Raw genomic sequence first — 20,060 nt, 5'->3', positions numbered from 1 at the left:
AAAAACCAAGGGTACTGTTTCATCTCCGAACGTTCGCTGCATCTTTTCCCAACCAACAAAACACCCACATGAAAAAAATACTACTCTTGCTGGCGTTTGTCCTTTCCGGACTCGTCAACGCCCAAACCGTGGCCATCCAACCACCTTCGCTGTCACAATGCAATAACGAGGTATTTAACCTGAACATTCAAACGCCGATTATACTCGGTGCCCAGGATCCGCAGTATTTCTATGTGACCTATTACACGACAGGTTCGGATGCCGAAAATGAAACCAATGCCATCCAGCAAACGTCGTTTTTTGTCAGTCAACCCACACAGGTGATTTTTGCCCGGGTAGACAGTTTACTGGATGACAGCTATGCCATTACACAATTCAACCTCGAATGGGGTTCTGCAATGGTAGATCAGCTTCCGAATGAAGTGGTTTGTAATTTATGGAACGTCCCGGTTCCTTCATTCGGCCAAATACACACAGAGCCCGGCGGCGGCGGCGTTATTATACCTCCTGGCACCATCATTACCTCCACCGAAACCCTCTACGTCTACAATCAGGATGGCCCGTGTTCGGCGGAAAGTTCGTTCACGATTACGGTCGTACATCCGGATCCGGTTTCACCGATGGACGATATCGTCTCGTGCGGACCCTACACCCTACCCGATCTCCCGGCGGGGCTAAACTACTCACTAAATGGGCAGGACCTCCCACCGGGTTCGGTCATCTCGGAAAATGCGGTTGTAGGTGTTGTGGCTCCTTTTCCATGCGGCCTTTTACAAGAGTTTACCGTAGTGATTACCGCACCGTCGGGCACGGTAAACGCTCCGCCTTTGGTTACCTGTGCGCTTGAAGGTTCGGCCGTGGGTATTTTCGACCTGACGAGCACTATCCCGTTTTTTTTCCGCTGGATATCCATCCGCCGCCGTTTCCTTTTACCTGTCAGAAGCCGATGCGGTGACCGGACAGAATCCGATTGAGAATCCGATTTTCTTTCCAAGTGTACCCACCGGCTTCCAGATCGTTTTCGTCCGGACGGTGATTCCAACCGTAAACGGAACCTGTGTGACCGTTAACACACAAGCCCTTATCGTCGAGCAGTGCACACCCACAACCCTGACGGTTTCGCTTCACGCCGATTACGAGGGTACGGGGTGCACGTCATCATCGTCACCCGTGGGAGGTGCCGTTGTAACCGTAGTGGCAGGGAATGTCGCCTATTATGGTATGTCGGGGCCTGACGGCACCGTAAGCTTTTTCAATTTACCGACCGGACCTGTGACCATCATGGCTACTGAGGTTCCGGCCGGGCTCGTGCTTTTAGGAGAGGGCACGTATACGACCGTGCTCGATCCGACGCAAAACACCAACTACCAAGTGGACTTTTGTTATACGCCGGTTGCCTCTGTCAACGATGTTCAGGTCAGTTTATATCCGTTGGGAAATGCGCGTCCCGGGTTCCCGGCCTATTATGCGATTATCCTTTCAAACGTGGGCAACGTCACTTCTTCGGGCACCGTCACGGTACAATTCGACAGTACGCGCCTCTCGTTTTTAAGTGCAGACCAGACAACTATCGCGCAGACCGCTGATACCTTGACGTTTAGCTACACCGATCTGGCGCCATGGCAGAACAGTTACATATGGGTGACCTTTCTCGTCGCACCTCCCCCAACCGCCAACATCGGTGATGCTTTACAGTTTACGGCAACCGTCACACCCAACCAACCCGACAATAACCTGGGTAACAATTCGACGTCATTTGCACAACCGGTGGTGAACTCTTTTGACCCGAACGACATTGCGGTGCTGGAAGGCCCCGTTATCTCGCAGGAACAGGCTGACGACTGGCTCCATTATATTGTCCGTTTTGAGAATACCGGGACGGCCGAAGCGGTGAATGTGCGTGTAGAAAATGCCCTGAGTGACCTCCTTAATTGGAATACGTTCGCGGTGGAAGGCACCAGTCACCCTGTCGAAACCACGCGTCAAAACAACCTGGTCACCTTCCGTTTTGACAACATCGACCTGCCGGCAACCACCCAGGACGCGGTGGCGAGCCATGGGTGGATTGCGTATCGCATCAAACCGGGATCCAACTTTATCCAGGGAACGACCATCGAAAATAACGCCGCTATTTTCTTTGATTTCAATGCCCCTGTACAAACGAACACCGTGACGACGGAACTGGCGCCTTTATCGATTGCCGATCCCAAAACCGATAATTTTGTGATTTATCCAAATCCGGCTGGAGAATTCGTACGGGTGACGTCGACAAATACGGATTCGGAAATAATGGTGCATGATATTACAGGGCGTCACATGCCGGTTTTTTCCCGGCAGGAAGGAACCGAAACGTGGGTCAACATCGCGCCACTACCTCCCGGCGTTTATACAGTGAAGATCCATACCAAATCCGGAATCACCACCCGGAAATTACTCAAACGGTAAACAAAGGGCGCTCCAAAAGGGCGCCTTTTTTTCTTTCCAATCGCCTTATCGTACCAGTACAGGTTCCGGAATGGTATCCCGCGTTGCAGGCTTTGGGGTTTCATGGAGTAACATCAATCGCTCTCCCTCCTCTCGTGCCTTGCGCCGTTCTCTTTTCTTTATGTCCTTTATTTCGGTCGATTTCAGGGCCGCCACCTCGGCTTCGTACACTTTTTGCCACAGGCCATCGTCTGCGCGTTTGAGGAACACCTTTGTGACAAGCGTGGTCGCTTTTATGGAAACATCCGGATAGCTATTCTGTGAAATCTTCATATCCGCATACCGCACCTGTGCATAGCCAGACATGCTGACCAAACATACGAGTATCATCCACTTCATTACATGTATTTTAAACAGAGCCAACGCTCATCATGGGGTTCTATCAAAAATAGGTATCGAAAACCGAAAGTCCTACCTAAACCGACGAACTACTAAAATTTAGGACAAAATGCGAACGGTCTATTCCATACTATCAAAAAAGACTACCCTTTCCCGGACTCGAACAACCCGTCGGCCGCCACTCCTATTTCCCAAAAAAGAAAAGGCCGTCTTTTCAGACGACCTCCCTTACAAAACATGTCTAATCGCTTATTGTTTCACCAACTTGGTCGCGGCGGTGCCGGCCTCGGTGGTAGCTTTTACAAAATAGACGCCGGCCGGAACACCTTCAACCGACACGCCTTCTTCGGTGTAGTTGAGATCGCGGAGTTTACGCCCCTGGATGTCATACAGTGCCACGCTGCGAACCGGTAATGACGACTGGATACGGAAACGGTCTTTCGCCGGGTTGGGGTATACCGTAAACGATCCGGTAGTGAAATCCTCGTTACCCAGTGACGCGGTGAACGTGGTTTGAGCCATATTCGTCTCCACCATAGTGTCGTAATCAAGATAGACGGCTGTTCCGAATTCAACGGTGTCGCCCGGCTGCAGGGTTTCTTTCGACTTCATACGAAGCAATACGCTTCCTTCGCCTCCGGGCTGGAGTTGCGCATCTTCGAAAACCAGTTCCAGCATATTACCTACCACTTTAATTTGGGCCGGCATGGTCGTATTCAGGATTTCGATCGAATTGATGTCGAACTGATCCGGATCGATATCCGACTTCAGTGCCACGAATGGTGCGGTTTCGCCTCCGGTGTTACGGAAGTTGATGGTGTAGTGCAGGTAGTCGCCGATTTCGGTAGGATCGACTTCCTCTCCTTCCATACAATATACGGCATTCTCAACAACGGCGTCTTCACCCAGTGGCTGCACGAAGGAGAATACGTTGTCTTCCGGAGTGGCTTCGGGCTGGTTGACATTGAAGATCGATTCGAATGAAATAGGCTCAGCTTCCTCCCACACATTCTCCGACTCGATGGTATTATAGGTCAAGCCCACATAAATCGTGCGGGTTTCGAACGGCAGCAGGTTGTCGACATTGAACGATAAGGTGCCTACGCCCACTGTATCCGCAAACGGGAAGGCATTCGTAGCCACGGCTGCGGCCGAATCGTAGTTGAACACCACATTGCCCGACAGCAACTGGTTGCCTTTGTTGCGCACGTTGATCATATAGTAGCTTTCATAACCGTAGTAAGGAATCGAGTACGGCAATACCGTAACCTCACCGTCGAATAGTGTAGATGTCGGCTGAAGGCAGATATCATTGTTGATAATACCTGAAAAGGTCGCTTCGTCAAAGGAAGTGGCGGAAGTACCGGCTGAAACCGTGAATCCGGGGTAAGCGTCCGCATCAATTGAGAAGGTGTAGTTTCCGTCGGGCACGACAAACGAATAGAAGCCATTGCCATCGGTAAACGTGGCGCCGTCACCATCGCCGTTGGAAATGTTGATTTTGGCGTAGGGTACAACCGTATCCGTTTCTGAACAACCATCATTGTTAAAGTCGAAACGAACCGTTCCGCTGATGACGTTGTACTCACCGGACAGGTCGAAAGAGCAATAACCATTCACGATGATGTTCGGGTTCACCTGCTGGATATAGTACTGGAATATTGACTGTTCGTACGCATCCACGCAAATGAACTCGAGCGCGGGTGCATTCGCAAAATCATTTTGTGAAAAGAACAGATCCTGGTAGCCGTTATTTTTCAGGTTAACAGTTTGGAGGAGGTCGTTAGGGAGAAAATTGACGCGATACGCGTAGGTATTGTCGCCAAAATCCAGGTTCACGAACTGGTTGCCGTTAACCGAAATATCAGAAAGGTAGTAGAGACCGGAGAAATCCAGTTCCGCAATCTGGTTATTGGACACATCCAGATAGCTCAGGTATTCCTGTCCGGAAAGATCCAATGACGTAATCTGGTTGTTGCTGCAGTATACCCCATACAAATACTCCGAATCAGGCAACACCAATTCGGTCAATTGGTTGAAGTTGCAGTTGATATACGACAGGTTCAACAGACCTTCGGTTGCAAGCGAGGTTATTTGGTTGTTCGCGCATTGGAACATCCTTAACGCTGGGTTATTTGAGAGATCTACACTAGTGAGGAAGTTGGAATCCACATACAGGTCTTCGAGTGCCGGGGCGCCCGACACATCCAACAAGGGAAGCTGGTTGTTGGTAACATCCAGAATTTTAATGCTTGGCTGTGAACCCAGGTTGACCGACGTCAGTAAATTTTGGGCGACGGATACCTGGAAGAGATTCGGCATCGTAGGAAGCGTCAGTTCTGTCAACAGGTTCTGGCGGGCGAACAGTATGATTAGTTCAGTGTTTTGGGACACATCCAGTGACGATAACTGGTTATTGTCGACATACAGCACCTGCAGCGTCGGCATACCCGATACATCAATCGACGTCAATTGGTTCGATGAGACGTTCAACTGGTTCATGAGTGTAAGACCCGAGAGTGTAAGCGACGAAAGCTGGTTACCTGACAAACCCAGGTAGGCCAGTTGCGGAAGGTCTTCCAACGAAATGCTTTGAAGATAGTTGTTCGTCAGATCCAGACTTTGAAGGGATGGCAAATTAGCTACGTTGACCGAAGACAAGCCGTTACCTGGAAGGTAGGCAAACACCAAGTTCGGAAGGTTGCTGATGTCCGCCGACGTCAACTGGCAGTAGCCGGCATTGAGGTATTGCAGCTCAGGGAAGACCGAAAAGTCAACTTGCTGGTCGGTAAGATTAAGGCCGAATATGTCCAGCACACGGAGGTTGGAAAAGGCTTCGAGGCCCGCAAGGCTGGTCACGTTGGCATATAGGATGCCCAATTTCCAGACCGCCTGTGCTTCCGACACCTGGATTTCACCATCACTGTTGGCATCGATATTCGTAATGAACTCATCGGTTTCGGAATAGGCAATGTAGTTTACCGAATCAGTTGAAGTCAGCAACGTTTTCAGGTTCGGATCACCAAACACGACATTCTGGGAAAAACACCACAGTGGCGCGATAAACAGTAAGAGGCGAAGTTTGTTCATAGCTATTTTGTTTAAGCGTTCGTGTTATTTAGATGGACAAAAGTAAATAGGTTGCGCGTACAAAGCGAAAAAAATCGATTTCGGAAACGCGTTTCGTCGTGTTTTTCTCGCGAAGCCGCATTATTAGTAGGAAAGTACCCTGCAACATTTTATAAAATTTAACATTCACGTCAGTTCCAGGAAAAAGCGTCGGAGTGACTACTTCAAAAAAGAAAAGGCCGTCTTTCCAGACGACCTTCCTTACAAAACATGTCTAATCGCTTATTGTTTCACCAACTTGGTCGCGGCGGTGCCGGCCTCGGTGGTAGCTTTTACAAAATAGACGCCGGCCGGAACACCTTCAACCGACACGCCTTCTTCGGTGTAGTTGAGATCGCGGAGTTTACGGCCCTGGATGTCATACAGTGCCACGCTGCGAACCGGTGATGACGACTGGATACGGAAACGGTCTTTCGCCGGGTTGGGGTATACCGTAAACGATCCGGTAGTGAAGTCGTCGTTACCCAATGACGCGGTGAACGTGGTTTGGGCCATATTCGTCTGCACCATAGTGTCGTAATCGAGGTAGACAGCCGTTCCGAATTCTACCATGTCGCCTGGCTGCAGGGTTTCCTTCGACTTCATACGCAGCAATACGCTTCCTTCGCCTCCGGGTTGTAGCTGCGCATCTTCGAATACGAGTTCCAGCATATTACCTACCACTTTAATTTGGGCCGGCATGGTCGTATTCAGGATTTCGATCGAATTGATGTCGAACTGATCCGGATCGATATCCGACTTCAGTGCCACGAATGGTGCGGTTTCGCCTCCGGTGTTACGGAAGTTGATGGTGTAGTGCAGGTAGTCGCCGATTTCGGTAGGATCGACTTCCTCTCCTTCCATACAATATACGGCATTCTCAACAACGGCGTCTTCACCCAGTGGCTGCACGAAGGAGAATACGTTGTCTTCCGGAGTGGCTTCGGGCTGGTTGACATTGAAGATCGATTCGAATGAAATTGGCTCGGCCTCATTCCATATATTCTCCCAATCGATGGTGTTATAGGTCAATCCGACGTAAATCGTGCGTGTTTCGAACGGCAGCAGGTTGTCGATGTTGAAGGTCAGCGTGCCGACTCCGGTAGCATCCGCAAACGGGAAGGCATTCGTGGCGACGGCTGCGGCCGAATCGTAGTTGAACACCACATTGCCCGACAGCAACTGGTTGCCCTTGTTGCGCACGTTGATCATATAGTAGCTTTCAAAGCCGTAGTAGGGAATCGAGTAAGGCAATACCGTAACTTCACCGTCGAACAACGCAGAGGTGGGCAGCAGGCAAATATCGGCGTTGACAGTACCCGAAAAGGTAGTTTCGTCAAAGGAAGCGGTCGAAGCACCGGCTGAAACGGTGAATCCAGGGTAGGCTTCCCCGTCGATTGAGAAGGTATAGTTTCCGTCCGGCACGACAAACGAATAAAAGCCATTGCCGTCGGTGAATGTAGCTCCGTCGACTTCCCCGTCGGAAATGCTCACTTTTGCATAGGGCACTGCGGTATCCGTCTCCGAACAGCCATCATTGTTGAAGTCAAAACGAACCGTTCCGCTGATAATATTGTATTCACCCGACAAATCGAACGTGCAATAGCCATTCACGATGACATTCGGATTGAGCGCCTGGATGTAGTATTGGAATTCCGCCTGTTCGAAAGCATCCACGCAGATAAATTGCAATGCCGGCGCATTCACATAATCGTTGAACACAAAGTACGGACTCTGGTAGCCGTTATTCTTTAGGTTAACCGTCTGCAGCAGATCGTTGGGAAGAAACGTAATTGTAAAGGCGTAGCTATTGTCGGCGAAATCGAGGTTCACAAACTGGTTGCCTTCCACATGAATGTCGCCGAGGTTGTATAGCCCACCAAAATCCAGCGTAGCAAGTTGGTTGTTAGACACATCAAGGGTATATAGGTATTGGTACCCTGAAACATCAAGCGTGGTCAACTGGTTCGATCCACAATTCACCTGAAACAGGTAAGGCGACTCCGGCAGGTCTAACTGCGTTAATTGGTTGTATCCGCAACCCAAATACGATAGCGAGGTGAGATTCGTGATGTTGAGCGTCGATAATTGGTTGCCGGCACATTCCAGCCACACAATCGATGGATTAGCCGAGAGATCCAGACTTGTTAGGTCGTTCGAAGTGATGAAGAGTTCCTGGATGGTCGGCACGCCCGAAATATCAACCGAGGCCAACTGGTTGTCTGATAGATCAAGACTCGTAAGCGAAGGAAGCGCATCTAACGTTACCGAAGTAAGGAGATTCTGCCCCGCCGCAAGCTGGGTTAACTGCGGGAGTCCCGAAACCGTCAATTCGGTCAGGAGATTCTGCCGAACGTACAAACCGTAAAGTGCAGGGTTTTGTGAAACATCCAGCGACGTAAGTTGGTTATGCTCCACAGAAAGGTTCTGAAGCTGCGGTAAGCCCGATACGTCGAGCGTCGATAGTTGGTTCTGCGACACATTTACATCCATCAGCAACGGCATGTTCGACAGCGAAAGGCTCGACAGTTGGTTGGCTGTCAATCCTAACATATACAGTTGCGGAAGATTGACAAATTCTACTGTTTGCAGGCCATTTGAAGAAAGATCAAGATTCTTCAATACCGGAAGATTCGTCAGGGTGACGGATGTCAGTTGGTTGGTGTTCAGATAGGCCGTGTGCAATGCGTTCATGTTCGACAGGGTCACAGAGCCTAATTGGCAATAGGATGCCGTCAGCAACTCGAGATTGGTGAACGCGGAAAAATCGAACGATCCGCCGCCGAGGTAGAGTCCTACCAGATCAAGTGACTTCAGATTGGCAAAGGCCTGAAGACCCTCTAAACTGGTTATATTGCCGTAGAAAACCCCAAGTCGGGCTACGGCTTCCGCCTCTGACACTTGTATTTCCCCGTCGCCATTGGCGTCAATCGCCATGGGCTCGTCATTAAAAGAAAAGGCCGAAACATAGCTACCGTCCGGGGAGGTGAGCACCGCTTTCAGGTTGGGATCAGCAAACACGACATTCTGGGAAAAACACCACAACGGCGCGAAAAACAGTAAGAGGCGAAGTTTGTTCATAGCTATTTTGTTTAAGCGTTTATGTTGTTTAGATAGACAAAAGTAAATAGGTTGCGCGTAGCAAATCGAAAAAAATCGATTTCGGAAACGCTTTCCGTCGTGCTTTTTTCGGAAAGCCGCATTATTAGTGGAAAGTACCCTGTAACATTTTATAAAATTTAACATTTACCGTATATTCGCTTCCATGAAAAAGCGCCCGTCACGCCGTAGTTTCAAGATTTTGAAGTGGATAGGTATCGGATTGGGGTCCGTCCTGCTCCTGATGTTCCTCTTACCTATACTGTTCCCGGGCAAAATCGCCCAGGAAGTGAAAGACTTCGCCAACCGTAAACTCACCGGCGAGCTCAACTTTTCCGAAGCGCGGCTGTCGTTTTTCGACCACTTTCCTTCGCTTACCGTCACCCTCGATGATTTTTCCCTCAAAGGATCCGCGCCCTTTCAAAAAGACACCCTGGCCGCCGCCGACCGCATCGGTTTCGGCATCAACCTGTCGCAACTACTGTTTAACGGACGCGTTGCCATCGATGAAATCTACGTAGACGATGCCGACATACAGGTGAAGGTCAACGAGAAGGGCGAAGCGAATTACAATGTATACATTGCCGATGCGCCCCAACCGGCTGACACGGTTTCATCGGCTTCCCTCCGACTCGACAAAATCCGGATTTCCCGCTGCCGCCTTCGCTATGACGACCGCTCGACCAGGATCCGTGTAGCGGCAAATGATTTCAATTATTTGGGGAAAGGCGACCTCGATAAGGCAGTTTTCGACCTCGAAACCGAAGCCGAAATCGGATCGCTTGACTTCTCCTACGACGGCGAATCGTATATGGCCCAAAAGAACGTACGCGCCGAACTGACCACGCGCATCAACACCAACGCCCTTACATTTGCTTTGCAACGCAACGACCTGCGGATCAACGAACTCCCGATCAATTTCAAAGGCGTCGTCAACATCCTCAAAAGCGGGTACTATATTGACATTGCCGCCACGTCCAACGGCAGTGACCTTGAAGATCTTTTTACCGCACTTCCGCCGGCCTATACCGCCTGGCTTGACCAGTCGAAGGTAGAAGGTCGTATCGACCTGATGCTGGCGTTGAAAGGACGGTACGACGCGAGCACGAACCGGAGTCCGACCCTCAAGTTCCACACCCGCATCACCGACGGCTTTATACAATATAAGGAAGCGCCTCTGGCGGCCTCGGATATCCAACTCAACCTCGACGCGGCCCTGCCCTCACTCGATCCGGAAGACTTTTACCTGAAACTCTCGCCTTTCTCGTTCAAATTAGGGAACGATCAATTCCGCTCGACGGTCGAACTGAAAAAACTGGGCGAAACCTCCGTAAAGGCGCAGATGAAGGGAGGCGTCGACCTGGCCGCACTCAACCGTGCACTGGGCGTTTCGTTGGTAGATGTGAAAGGAAAACTCGACGTCAATATACAATCGAATGGTACCTACAGCGCGGCCCGTCACCTCTTTCCTACCACCACCGGACGCTTCAACTGGACCAACGGCTACCTGAAAACGGCGTATTATCCGGAGCCTGTATCCGACCTCAACCTCAACGTTACCGCTACTAACCAAAACGGGCGTTATGCCGATACGAAAATCGCCATCCGGCCGGCCTCGTTCACCTTTGCCGGTCATCCGTTCCGGGTGGAGGCGTCGTTTTCCAACCTCGACGATGTCACCTATGATCTCAGCGCGAAAGGCACGCTCGACATCGGACGGTTGTACCGCGTATTCCGGCAGAAAGGACTTGACGTTGACGGACGTATTGCCGCCGACGTGCGCCTGAAAGGCACACAAAGCGATGCTACGAAAGGTCGCTATAACCGACTCAATAACCGCGGTACACTAACGGTAGAACGGATTGACACCCGGATGGAGGGACTGCCAAAAACCCTCCGCATCGAGAAAGGCGTTTTTGCCTTTAACCGCGAAAAGATGCAGTTCAATACCTTCGTTGCGCGTTATGGCCAAAGCGATTTCACACTCAACGGCCAACTCACCAACGCCATCAATTACTTTTTTGAGGAGAAGGCTACCCTGCACGGTGCTTTCCGTATGGAATCGGACCTGCTTGACCTGAATGAGTTCCGTGCGCCCGTAACAACAGCCTCCCCTACTCCACAAGCGGGGGAAGCCACTGCCACGGTGGCCGGCGTAGCCTTAGTGCCCACCAACCTCGACGTCTCGCTGACCGCGAACGCGAAGCAGGTGCTGTTCGACACCTTCAAACTCAGCGACGTAAAAGGAACAGTTGGGGTTTCAGGTGGAAAAGTCACGCTCAACGGCGCACAACTCGGCATTGCCGGCGCTACGCTGCAGCTTGATGGTTCGTACGACGACCTCACGCCACAAAGTGCCGCGTTTGACCTTCGTTTCCGGGCGCGTGATTTCGACATCCACCGTGCGTATGACGAGATTCCGATGTTTCGCGAAATGGCCACCTCAGCCGGGAGTGCCCAGGGCATCGTGTCGGTCGATTACAACTTAAAAGGACAACTGGGCCCCGATATGTCGCCCATTTACCCCTCACTGGAAGGCGGCGGCACCGTTTCGCTGAAGAAAATCAAAGTCAAGGGCCTTCGCCTCTTTAATGGCCTCAGCCGTAAAACCATATCCGCTATCGATGACCCGGATCTTTCGAAAGTCGATATCAAAACCCGAATCCGACGCAACGTCATCACCATCGAGCGCACTAAAATGAAGATTGCCCTTTGCCGCCTGCGCATTGAAGGCAAGACCAACTTCGACGGCAAACTCGCGCTTCGCATCCGGGTGGGCCTGCCACCATTTGGACTGATTGGCGTTCCGGTAGCGGTTACCGGTACGCACACGGCCCCGAAGTTTAAGGTGTTTTCGAAGAAGACGGAGGAGATTGAGGAGGAGTCGCAGTCTCAGTCGCAGTCGCAGAAGTAGTCGGTAGTCAGTAATCAGTAGTCAGTGATGGGTCGTTGGTGGTTGGTAGTTCATGTTTGGACACTCAATTACTCAGTTACTCTTTGCTCAGGCGCTCAGGGACTCAGGGACTCAGGAGCTAAGGCGCTCCGCAATAAGGTCCTTCGCTGCGCTCGGAATGACCTCGACATTGGGGAACACCTAGATTTCTCGGCTTCGCTCGAAATAGAAGTGGTTGGTAACTGGACCTTTATTTGTCGGCGACACCCTCAGTTCCTCAGTTCCTCAGTTACTCAGTTACTCAGTTACTCTTTGCTCAGGGACTCAGGGACACAGGTGCTAAAAAGGTAAGTGGTCAGTAGTCGGTAGTCAGTAGTTAGTAGCCGGTCTCAGTTCCTCAGTTCCTCAGTTACTCAGTTACTCAGTTACTCAGTTACTCAGTTACTCTTTACCCAGGAGCTAAGCCACTCCGCCTCCCTCACGCTTTCTTCACAAACTCCGATTTGAGCGCCATGGCCCCAAAACCGTCGATGCGGCAGTCGATGTTATGGTCGCTTCCCGGAACGAGGCGGATATTACGCACTTTCGTGCCCGCCTTGATGCTTTGGGCCGATCCTTTCACCGGAAGTGTTTTGATGGTGACCACTGAGTCCCCGTCCTGCAGCAGGTTTCCGTTGGCATCGCGCACCTCGTTGGCGGCGTCTGCCTGTGGTACGTCATCGGGGTTCCACTCGTGTCCGCATTCCGGGCACACCATGAGGCTGTCCATCGGATAGGCGTAAGGAGACTGACAAACGGGGCAGGTGGTATTTTCCATACTAAAAAATTTTGGGCAAACGTACTAAAATGCGGTGAGGTGCGGGTGTTTTTTTGGGTGAAATCGTAGTGTGAGTAGTTAGTGGGTAGAGGTGGTTGATCAGTGGCGGGTGCCGCGACTTCCGTTTGGGGACGCAGATCGTTTGCAACGCCCTTTTTGACGCACCGACGCGGGAGGATTCGCTTGAGCGGCCGGTCTGTTTTAGACTAAAAACTGTCACATTCGCGTGCAGTATCCATGCTTTATCCATGCTTTATCTATACTCGAACTGAGGAGCGTGACCCGTGCCGACTTTTTCTAGCAGAGCTTGTCAGCTGTTTTGATCAATATACACGACGATCGGGAAAAATAGTATCGAAAAAAGAAGAACAGTGCGCTGATTTTTATTCTCATAACGTCCGGTGTTTCCAATCTCAGACTTGTTTTTACCCGACCCGATGCACGATAGCTGGCCAGTCAACGTTATACGTCGTGTGTAGTAAACGGGATTTACCTGGTAGATAGCGCTACAAATCGTGTTGCAACTCATACAGATCGCCTCCGCCTTCGTTACAAGGAACAAAAATCCGTTGCGGAATGCTATCCCTTACACTCACACTAGATGCCGTGTTACACTCTGGTCTGTTCTCAAAAACCAAACTATTTTCTTTGATTTCTATGGGGAGACTGAATACACTTCCGACTACGTAATATCCTACCAGACCGTGCTGGTCGTAGATGCATATTTTTGCGTTGGCTTTCTTGGAACTTTCGTACTGGCCTGTGTAGTTGACTGAGTTGACAATTTTTACGGTATCTCCTTTTAAGTTTAAAATATATCCAAGGTATTTTACCGAAAGCTCGTCGACTCCGGCACCGTCGACTTTGAATTCGTACTTCGTTCCCATCTTATTTTCGTCCAGGACCATACGCCTGCACTTTTCGTAAAAGTCTTTATGCGTCGTGACAGACCGATGGCCTTTACTATCGCAGCCTGCCAGTAGACAACATAGTATAAACAGGATCTGCCTCATATGTTTGGATGATTAGGAGATGTTGGATATACGCTTTGGGAAATAAGGGCGTTACGTAAGAGCATGTAATAGCTGGTTGCTATTGCGATTTATAGTTTCGAAATTGGAGAGCTAGAGCAATAGGCCGGGCCCATTTCATTCGAAGCGATCTTCAACGCAAAATACAAAAAGAAAAATAGCGGAATTTAGTAGTCATTACCCTGTATTTTTTTCGGAACTCTCCGGGTTACGGCCCTAAAGATAGAAAACAGCATCCGTACCCCTACTGCCGGGTGTCAACTTCTCCCCTCCGACATCCGCAAAATCACCCAAACGTGCGGAAACGTAATCGCCGCCAGGAACGAGAAAAACAACGGTTCGAATACCAACTCGTCCTGCAGCAACAGGTAGGATATGAAAAGTCCGGCCAACGCCATCCCCCAATACGGGAGCGCGTTTTTCAAATACTGCTTCCCTTCCCCCACCCCGGCCCGGCCGTATAGAAAGCGAAGTTGGTCGAGCAGGGATGGTATGCTGTGCCATAAAATGAAATACAGGGCAAAGCCCCAGATGAGTCCGGATACTTTAAATAAAACGGCGAACACGCCCAGGTAGAACAGTTCCCGCACCCACACCGACCGGAACACCGCGTCGCGGAGGCTTATGGTTATGCCCAATAGCGCAACCCCCATACCTACCAACGCCAAACCCCATCCAAAAAACGCCAACGGAACGAAGTCGTTTGTAATCCCCAGCACAATCTGTTGCACCTCTTCCTTGTGGAAATAGAAAACCAGGAACAGCACCAATAGCCCATAGAGCGTAAAAAACACCTTGCGAAGTCCTTTATGTACGCTGTTGCCCAAGTGTTTCGATACATGCTGTTCGCCGAAGTGATAGCCGCTTGAGACAATGAACAAAACCAACGCCACCCGGGGCATCAGGTAAAAAAGTACGGCCGTCGCCACCACAAACGCCACATAATAGACCCACATTCGCCGGCGATTACGTGTCGGTAGGGAAGCATCGGTGTGCCGGATGAGTTGCAGGTCATTCGCCCCGTGGAGGATCCCGAAGGTGAAAATTAACGCAAACCCCAATACCGCCTGAACCGCATGCGACAGGAAGGAATCAATCCACAGTCCGACGAAGCTGGCAACAAGTGCAAAACGGGCGTATTTCGGCATCTTGATAAATTTTGTTTAAAGATAATCGAAAAAAAGTTAAACAAAAAGTATTTAGTGTTTAACGATTTCGTAATTTTACCTAAACAAAATTAGTAACCCTTAAAACTTTGTCACATGATTCATTTAACAACTATTCCGATGACCGTGTCGAAACTGCTACCAACAGATTACATCGGATTCACCTTTTTTGTAGGGTGCATGGCCATGATGGCGGCATCCGCTTTCTTTTTCCTGTCTCTTAACCAATTCGATAAGAAGTGGCGCACTTCGGTTTTGGTTTCGGGATTGATTACGTTTATTGCTGCCGTTCACTATTATTACATGCGCGATTACTGGGCCGCGTTCCAGGAATCGCCCACGTTCTTCCGCTATGTCGACTGGATCCTGACCGTGCCGTTGATGTGCCTTGAGTTCTACCTCATCCTGAAAGTGGCCGGCGCCAAGCAGGGCTTGTTGTGGAAAATGATCTTCTATTCGGTCATCATGCTCATCACCGGCTATTTCGGAGAAGCAGTGGATCCGGCAAATGCCTGGCTATGGGGCCTCGTTTCGGGTATCGCGTATTTTGCCATCGTGTATGAAATCTGGCTCGGCTCAGCCTCTAAACTCGCACAGGCCGCAGGTGGTAACGTATTGGCCGCGCACAAAATCCTGTGCTGGTTCGTACTCGTGGGATGGGCCATCTACCCACTCGGCTACATGCTCGGCACCGACGGCTGGTATACCGGTATCCTCGGAAAAGGGAATGTGGATGTAGCGTATAACATCGCCGACGCCATCAACAAAATCGGGTTTGGCCTGGTGATCTACACCCTCGCGGTCAAATCGCAGAAAGACTAAGGTTGTTGTTGTAGTGAAAAACCGGGTTGGAAACAGCCCGGTTTTTTTATTAGGAGCAAGGAGCGGGAAGCAGTCGCAGTCACAGTCACAGTCGCAGGAGTAGGCAGTGATGCTTCCAATCGACAACTTATCGGCATTACAACGCGCGTTTTGTCAGCCCGACGCAGGAGGGATCCCATCCAGTCGGCAGTCGCAGTCTCAGTGGCAGGTGTAGATAGTCGTTAGTTGGCAGTCTCAGTTACTCAGTTGCTCACTTCTCAGTTACTCACTTCTCAGTTACTCAGTTACTCAGTTACTCCGTTGCTCAGGGGCTCCTACACTCCCATCACCCATTTTCCGACCTGAAAAAAACAAGCAACTTATTTTTTTGCTATATTAGCAGTACGTTATTCCTATTACCACCTGTTCCGTTTAGACCTGTAGTGTGGCAACGTAAGGGTAACGCCCCACCAGACCTATCGCAATTCCAAAGACCTACTCCCTAACCATGAACAGAAAAATACTCGCCTTCTTACTCTTCGGTGTAGTCGCGGGCACCGCAGCACAAACACCCTTGCGAAGGGAAGAGTTCATTAATTCCGGCGCCCTGTCAGCTAATATCTCGTGTGGTATTGGCGAGATTGTGATTATGCCTTCGGTTTCCTCGCCGCGAAAGAATAACGATGTCACAACCGATTCGAAATTCACCGTATACCCCAACCCATTTTCAGACTCGGTCACGCTTCAGTCTTCTTATCCCCTAAAGCGAATCAACATCGTGAGCCTGGATGGCCGCTTGTTGCTGTCCTTTCCCTTTGAAAATGGAAAAAAAATCCCGTTGGGCCAACTCAGCCCCGGCACGTACCTACTGATAACCGATCGTCCCGAAACCAAAACCATCAAACTAATCAAGCCGTAACATGAGACAGTTCCTTACTTCGTTTTTTGTCTTCCTTTCCGTTTTCGCTTTCGCACAGGTGCCACCTGAACTCGTCAGCTTCCGGGCCGTAGCAGTAGACGCCAGCCAAAATCCGGTGACATCGACAACGATTGCCATCCGGTTGTCTGTGCTTGACGGTTCCTCATCGGGGAGCGTCATCTATCAGGAAATCCATCATCCTACTACTGATGCGGTAGGAGGATACAACCTGTTTATAGGCAATGGTACACCCACCGGATCCGAGGTATTTGCTGACATCACATGGGGATCCGGACCTAAATACCTCAAACTCGAACAAGACCTCGCGAACGGCACAACATTCGCTACCGTTGGCAGTCCCACACAACTCGTCAGCGTCCCGTATGCCCTATATGCAAAAAATACCCTGACGGTCCCCGCCAATTCCATCGAACGCATCAAAACCGTCTACGAAGACTTACGTCTCTACACCGACCTGACACCGGGAAAATTACTGTTTGTAGAAGGCTATTATAAATCAGGCGACGGCGGTGGTGGCTATTTTCTATACTCCGATACCCAAAATATGCCGGATAATGGCGGCATCTACATACAACCCAATCCAGGTGATGCGCACGCCGGTGGTGATCCGCACCAACCTGGGCGCTGGGTACGCCTTTGGGACGGACCCATCAATGCCATGTACTTCGGAATCATGAAATACCCCGACGTCTATACGACCCCCTACACCACAATCTCGAATACATCACGCATACAGGCGGCTATCGATTTCATCGCCGACAGTCGTAACTATATTGCCGATCCGTTGGGCGACGCACACCCGCCACACTATTCAGACGAGCGGGGCGACCTCACCCTTAAGTTTCCCGATGGCCAGTACTATATCGATGCACCCATCCAATTGAAAACGGAGGTACATATAGAAGGGAGTCCCGGCACCCTGTTCACCGTGGCTTTCGATCACGATTATGATTATATGTTCGAAATACCTCCCGGACCCATCAGCCGGCTGTATGTTGAAAACCTCCAGATGGATTTGGGCGGTTCCCGAAAAAAACCCACCCATGTCGGCGGATTCCATTTCAAAGCGGCCTTCAAAAATGGTGATACTACACTGGGGGGCGGCCTTTGGGGCTGCACCTTTAAAAATATCAAGATTTTCAGTTCCAACGGGCACGGCATATGGCTCGAAGGCGGCGAGTGGGCAGAGACTAATCCGGCGGCCTTGGACAACCAGTATATGTTATTCGAGCAAATATGGATCGTCCGGACCTCTCCCGATGCGAATTGTTTGAAAATCACCGGCACTTTCAACACAACGACCTTTCAGAACTGCACATTTGAAATTCCGTACGTCTATAACCCTGATACCCAACTCACGCAATGTGACCCTGGAGTGAACATCCTGATTGAGGCCCGTGGGTATAACCCTGCGATTCCGAGCGTGATCACGTTCCTGAATTGTGCTACGGGCGGACACGTGCAGTATGGATTTAAGATTAAAAATTCTGAAAACATCACCATCGACGGCAACTGGATCGAAAGCACGGAAATCGCGGTCGACATCCAAAACTCCAAAGGCATCAACGTCCTCAACAGCCGCTTTGCGAACGCAGGCGGACTTGGCTCATTGCTGGGCGCGATGCTACCCTACGGACAGGGGCGCTGCATTTCGGTGCTCGATTCACACGTCACCATCGAACGGAATTACACTTGTGTCACCGATCCGATGGCGAAAGATGCCGGAGAACTGTTTATCATGGGAATCGGCGAAAACAATGTCATCAACGCACGTTATAACTCCTTCCAGAATATCCGACAGAGTGAAACCTACGGCATCACCCAAATCGTGCAGGCGGCACCTGTAGATGTATGGCATCTCGGCACCACGCAAAACGGACTTGATCTGGGGGCGAAACGCACCGTTGTTGTAAAGGGAAACAGGAAAACCATCATGCGTTTCAACTCATCGATTGCCGCGGGGGAAACGATTTTCATCCGCGCAGAAGATATGGACCTGCTGTTCGAAAGTTGGGATCCCGTCAACGAACTCTATGGCCGAAACCTCTATTTCGGAGGGCCTTCCCAGTTCATCCTGAAACATGGAAAAGCAGCCTTGTTCATGAAACTCGATGGTGCTAATAATACCGAACGCGCCTGTTACCAGTTAGTAGGTACCTACTAATCAGAACGTTTTTGGGAGAGCCTGAGAAGGGTCAATAAGTAGCAAAAGAAGAAAAGCTGAGAGGTCACACTCTTGCCATTAATGCTAATAAGACGAATCGAGTGGAAGGGGAAGTGTCACGGGTTTCGGGGTATGGGTGTACGGCTGAACGGGAGGTTCTTTCACTTGTTTACCAGCTTCTCGCTTCGAGGCGGAGTCTGGTATCAACATCTGTATCCCAGTAGTTACCCACCAGGATCTCTCCGAATACAAACGCCTCGCCATAAAAAACCACTTCTGTGCCCCGAGCCCAGGTGAGCGTGTAAATCGTGCCCCGCTCGGTGGGTCTCGTCGCAATTCGCAACGTCATCTCATCCGGCCCATCCCTTTCCAGCTAGGCGCTTCGATAGGTTCCGGCAAACGGCGGTGCCTCCTTGTCCGGCCCCTCCAGCAACTCGGCACATTCCGCTGCATTGAACTGCGACATTTGGTTGGAGTATTCTCCCAAAAGATTCCCGTTTTGGGTGCGGGTGAAGCAGAAGCGTCCGTGGATCATAGGGGTATTTTTTAGTGTCTGCCACAAAGGGGCTTTAGTTTCTTCGCGAGTTCCTTCTCTAGTAACGGCAGGTATACCGTCGCTTCTGTAGGCAAAAACATCACATGTAGCGTCAAATCGTACTTCGCCCAATGTGCGAGATGAAGCCCCTGTGTCGTACCAACATGATAGTGCCCGAAATGAATCGCCATTCTACCCGATGCATGGCTTAGGTTTTTTCGTTTGCCAAACCCGTAATTACGCTTTCCGACATACAACACTTGGCTTTCAGGCGCCAAAACCGCATTCCGATTGGTGGCCGGAAATACGCGAATTGCCTGGTCAGGCTGAGCGAAAAACCGTCTGCTTTTCTCCATAGCGTCTAATAATTCGCGTGCAATACCCGGACTGTCGGCCTCAAACCAATACAGGCAAGGCCCTTCCCTTTCATTGAGCCCATCGATGATGTCTAAAACCTGCGGGTCGGTGATTTTCTTTGTTTCGTAGTCCGGCGGATACAGCTCAGAACACCTGATACGTTTCGAATACAAATCAATCTCCTGTTCAAAAAGTGCGTCAAAAGGAGCGGTCGGTTTTGGGATTACATCTTGTAATAGTGGCATGACGTTTGTTTCTCCAAAAATGGGAAAAACAACCGCAGTATGACCACGTAGAAATACCTGTTTTTACACCTCGTAGCCCTA

Annotated in this window: 14 protein-coding genes; 6 read left to right on the top strand and 8 right to left on the bottom strand. The window is 50.4% G+C overall.

Features of this window, described 5'->3' with window-relative positions:
* Positions 1 to 68: 68 nt before the first annotated feature.
* Positions 69 to 974 carry a hypothetical protein gene (locus MKO97_RS05780; RefSeq protein ID WP_241105116.1) on the top strand — a complete coding sequence of 302 codons (906 nt, stop codon included), beginning with the start codon at positions 69 to 71 and terminating at the stop codon, positions 972 to 974.
* Entirely contained in the window at positions 952 to 2,445 is a 1,494-nt protein-coding gene (locus MKO97_RS05775) for a T9SS type A sorting domain-containing protein (protein ID WP_241105115.1), read from the top strand. Before MKO97_RS05780 ends, MKO97_RS05775 begins: the two co-directional genes overlap by 23 nt.
* Before the next feature lie 45 nt (positions 2,446 to 2,490).
* On the opposite strand, the gene MKO97_RS05770 is transcribed toward MKO97_RS05775, so the two are convergent.
* The 3 genes from MKO97_RS05770 to MKO97_RS05760 all read right to left on the bottom strand — a co-directional run bounded on the left by MKO97_RS05770 (position 2,491) and on the right by MKO97_RS05760 (position 9,012).
* Entirely contained in the window at positions 2,491 to 2,823 is a 333-nt protein-coding gene (locus MKO97_RS05770; protein WP_241105114.1) for a hypothetical protein, read from the bottom strand.
* A gap of 249 nt (positions 2,824 to 3,072) precedes the next feature.
* Entirely contained in the window at positions 3,073 to 5,913 is a 2,841-nt protein-coding gene (locus MKO97_RS05765) for a T9SS type A sorting domain-containing protein (protein ID WP_241105113.1), read from the bottom strand.
* Between the two features lie 261 nt (positions 5,914 to 6,174).
* The gene (locus tag MKO97_RS05760) at positions 6,175 to 9,012 is read right to left on the bottom strand and encodes a T9SS type A sorting domain-containing protein (protein ID WP_241105112.1); all 2,838 of its coding nucleotides are present in this window, start codon (positions 9,010 to 9,012) and stop codon (positions 6,175 to 6,177) included.
* 184 nt (positions 9,013 to 9,196) lie between these two features.
* On the opposite strand from MKO97_RS05760, the gene MKO97_RS05755 reads away from it, so the two are divergent.
* On the top strand, positions 9,197 to 11,944 hold the full coding sequence (locus MKO97_RS05755) for an AsmA-like C-terminal region-containing protein (RefSeq protein WP_241105111.1): 2,748 nt from the start codon (positions 9,197 to 9,199) through the stop codon (positions 11,942 to 11,944).
* Between the two features lie 457 nt (positions 11,945 to 12,401).
* Here MKO97_RS05755 and MKO97_RS05750 read toward each other — a convergent pair whose 3' ends face one another.
* The 3 genes from MKO97_RS05750 to MKO97_RS05740 all read right to left on the bottom strand — a co-directional run bounded on the left by MKO97_RS05750 (position 12,402) and on the right by MKO97_RS05740 (position 14,919).
* Entirely contained in the window at positions 12,402 to 12,740 is a 339-nt protein-coding gene (locus MKO97_RS05750) for a zinc ribbon domain-containing protein YjdM (protein WP_241105110.1), read from the bottom strand.
* A 506-nt stretch (positions 12,741 to 13,246) separates the two neighbouring features.
* Positions 13,247 to 13,648: a hypothetical protein gene (locus MKO97_RS05745; protein ID WP_241105109.1), complete on the bottom strand. Its 402-nt coding sequence runs from the start codon at positions 13,646 to 13,648 to the stop codon at positions 13,247 to 13,249.
* Positions 13,649 to 14,028: 380 nt separating this feature from the next.
* Positions 14,029 to 14,919, bottom strand: coding sequence for a Brp/Blh family beta-carotene 15,15'-dioxygenase (locus tag MKO97_RS05740; RefSeq protein ID WP_241105108.1), 891 nt, complete (start codon positions 14,917 to 14,919; stop codon positions 14,029 to 14,031).
* A 114-nt stretch (positions 14,920 to 15,033) separates the two neighbouring features.
* On the opposite strand from MKO97_RS05740, the gene MKO97_RS05735 reads away from it, so the two are divergent.
* The 3 genes from MKO97_RS05735 to MKO97_RS05725 all read left to right on the top strand — a co-directional run bounded on the left by MKO97_RS05735 (position 15,034) and on the right by MKO97_RS05725 (position 18,842).
* On the top strand, positions 15,034 to 15,759 hold the full coding sequence (locus MKO97_RS05735) for a bacteriorhodopsin-like (RefSeq protein ID WP_241105107.1): 726 nt from the start codon (positions 15,034 to 15,036) through the stop codon (positions 15,757 to 15,759).
* 487 nt (positions 15,760 to 16,246) lie between these two features.
* Positions 16,247 to 16,657, top strand: coding sequence for a T9SS type A sorting domain-containing protein (locus MKO97_RS05730; RefSeq protein ID WP_241105106.1), 411 nt, complete (start codon positions 16,247 to 16,249; stop codon positions 16,655 to 16,657).
* Between the two features lies 1 nt (position 16,658).
* Positions 16,659 to 18,842 carry a hypothetical protein gene (locus tag MKO97_RS05725; protein WP_241105105.1) on the top strand — a complete coding sequence of 728 codons (2,184 nt, stop codon included), beginning with the start codon at positions 16,659 to 16,661 and terminating at the stop codon, positions 18,840 to 18,842.
* A gap of 373 nt (positions 18,843 to 19,215) precedes the next feature.
* Here MKO97_RS05725 and MKO97_RS05720 read toward each other — a convergent pair whose 3' ends face one another.
* Together MKO97_RS05720 and MKO97_RS05715 are read right to left on the bottom strand one after the other, a co-directional pair.
* Positions 19,216 to 19,377, bottom strand: coding sequence for a hypothetical protein (locus MKO97_RS05720; protein ID WP_241105104.1), 162 nt, complete (start codon positions 19,375 to 19,377; stop codon positions 19,216 to 19,218).
* Positions 19,378 to 19,388: 11 nt separating this feature from the next.
* Positions 19,389 to 19,979 carry a hypothetical protein gene (locus MKO97_RS05715; RefSeq protein ID WP_241105103.1) on the bottom strand — a complete coding sequence of 197 codons (591 nt, stop codon included), beginning with the start codon at positions 19,977 to 19,979 and terminating at the stop codon, positions 19,389 to 19,391.
* Between the last annotated feature and the right edge of the window lie 81 nt (positions 19,980 to 20,060).

Origin of the sequence: Flavobacterium sp. HJ-32-4 (genome assembly GCF_022532105.1) — a bacterium.
Taxonomy (GTDB): Bacteria; Bacteroidota; Bacteroidia; order Flavobacteriales; family Flavobacteriaceae; genus Flavobacterium.
Note: the sequence above shows the minus strand (reverse complement) of the source record. Positions and strands in the feature narration are given on the sequence as shown.

Bases quoted from the DNA above. Each gene is read 5' to 3' on its own strand.
- MKO97_RS05780 (WP_241105116.1), top strand. From the start codon at position 69: ATGAAAAAAATACTACTCTTGCTGGCGTTTGTCCTTTCCGGACTCGTC.
- MKO97_RS05770 (WP_241105114.1), bottom strand. From the start codon at position 2,823: ATGAAGTGGATGATACTCGTATGTTTGGTCAGCATGTCTGGCTATGCA.
- MKO97_RS05765 (WP_241105113.1), bottom strand. From the start codon at position 5,913: ATGAACAAACTTCGCCTCTTACTGTTTATCGCGCCACTGTGGTGTTTT.
- MKO97_RS05760 (WP_241105112.1), bottom strand. From the start codon at position 9,012: ATGAACAAACTTCGCCTCTTACTGTTTTTCGCGCCGTTGTGGTGTTTT.
- MKO97_RS05755 (WP_241105111.1), top strand. From the start codon at position 9,197: ATGAAAAAGCGCCCGTCACGCCGTAGTTTCAAGATTTTGAAGTGGATA.
- MKO97_RS05750 (WP_241105110.1), bottom strand. From the start codon at position 12,740: ATGGAAAATACCACCTGCCCCGTTTGTCAGTCTCCTTACGCCTATCCG.
- MKO97_RS05745 (WP_241105109.1), bottom strand. From the start codon at position 13,648: ATGGTCCTGGACGAAAATAAGATGGGAACGAAGTACGAATTCAAAGTC.
- MKO97_RS05740 (WP_241105108.1), bottom strand. From the start codon at position 14,919: ATGCCGAAATACGCCCGTTTTGCACTTGTTGCCAGCTTCGTCGGACTG.
- MKO97_RS05735 (WP_241105107.1), top strand. From the start codon at position 15,034: ATGATTCATTTAACAACTATTCCGATGACCGTGTCGAAACTGCTACCA.
- MKO97_RS05730 (WP_241105106.1), top strand. From the start codon at position 16,247: ATGAACAGAAAAATACTCGCCTTCTTACTCTTCGGTGTAGTCGCGGGC.
- MKO97_RS05725 (WP_241105105.1), top strand. From the start codon at position 16,659: ATGAGACAGTTCCTTACTTCGTTTTTTGTCTTCCTTTCCGTTTTCGCT.
- MKO97_RS05720 (WP_241105104.1), bottom strand. From the start codon at position 19,377: ATGATCCACGGACGCTTCTGCTTCACCCGCACCCAAAACGGGAATCTT.
- MKO97_RS05715 (WP_241105103.1), bottom strand. From the start codon at position 19,979: ATGCCACTATTACAAGATGTAATCCCAAAACCGACCGCTCCTTTTGAC.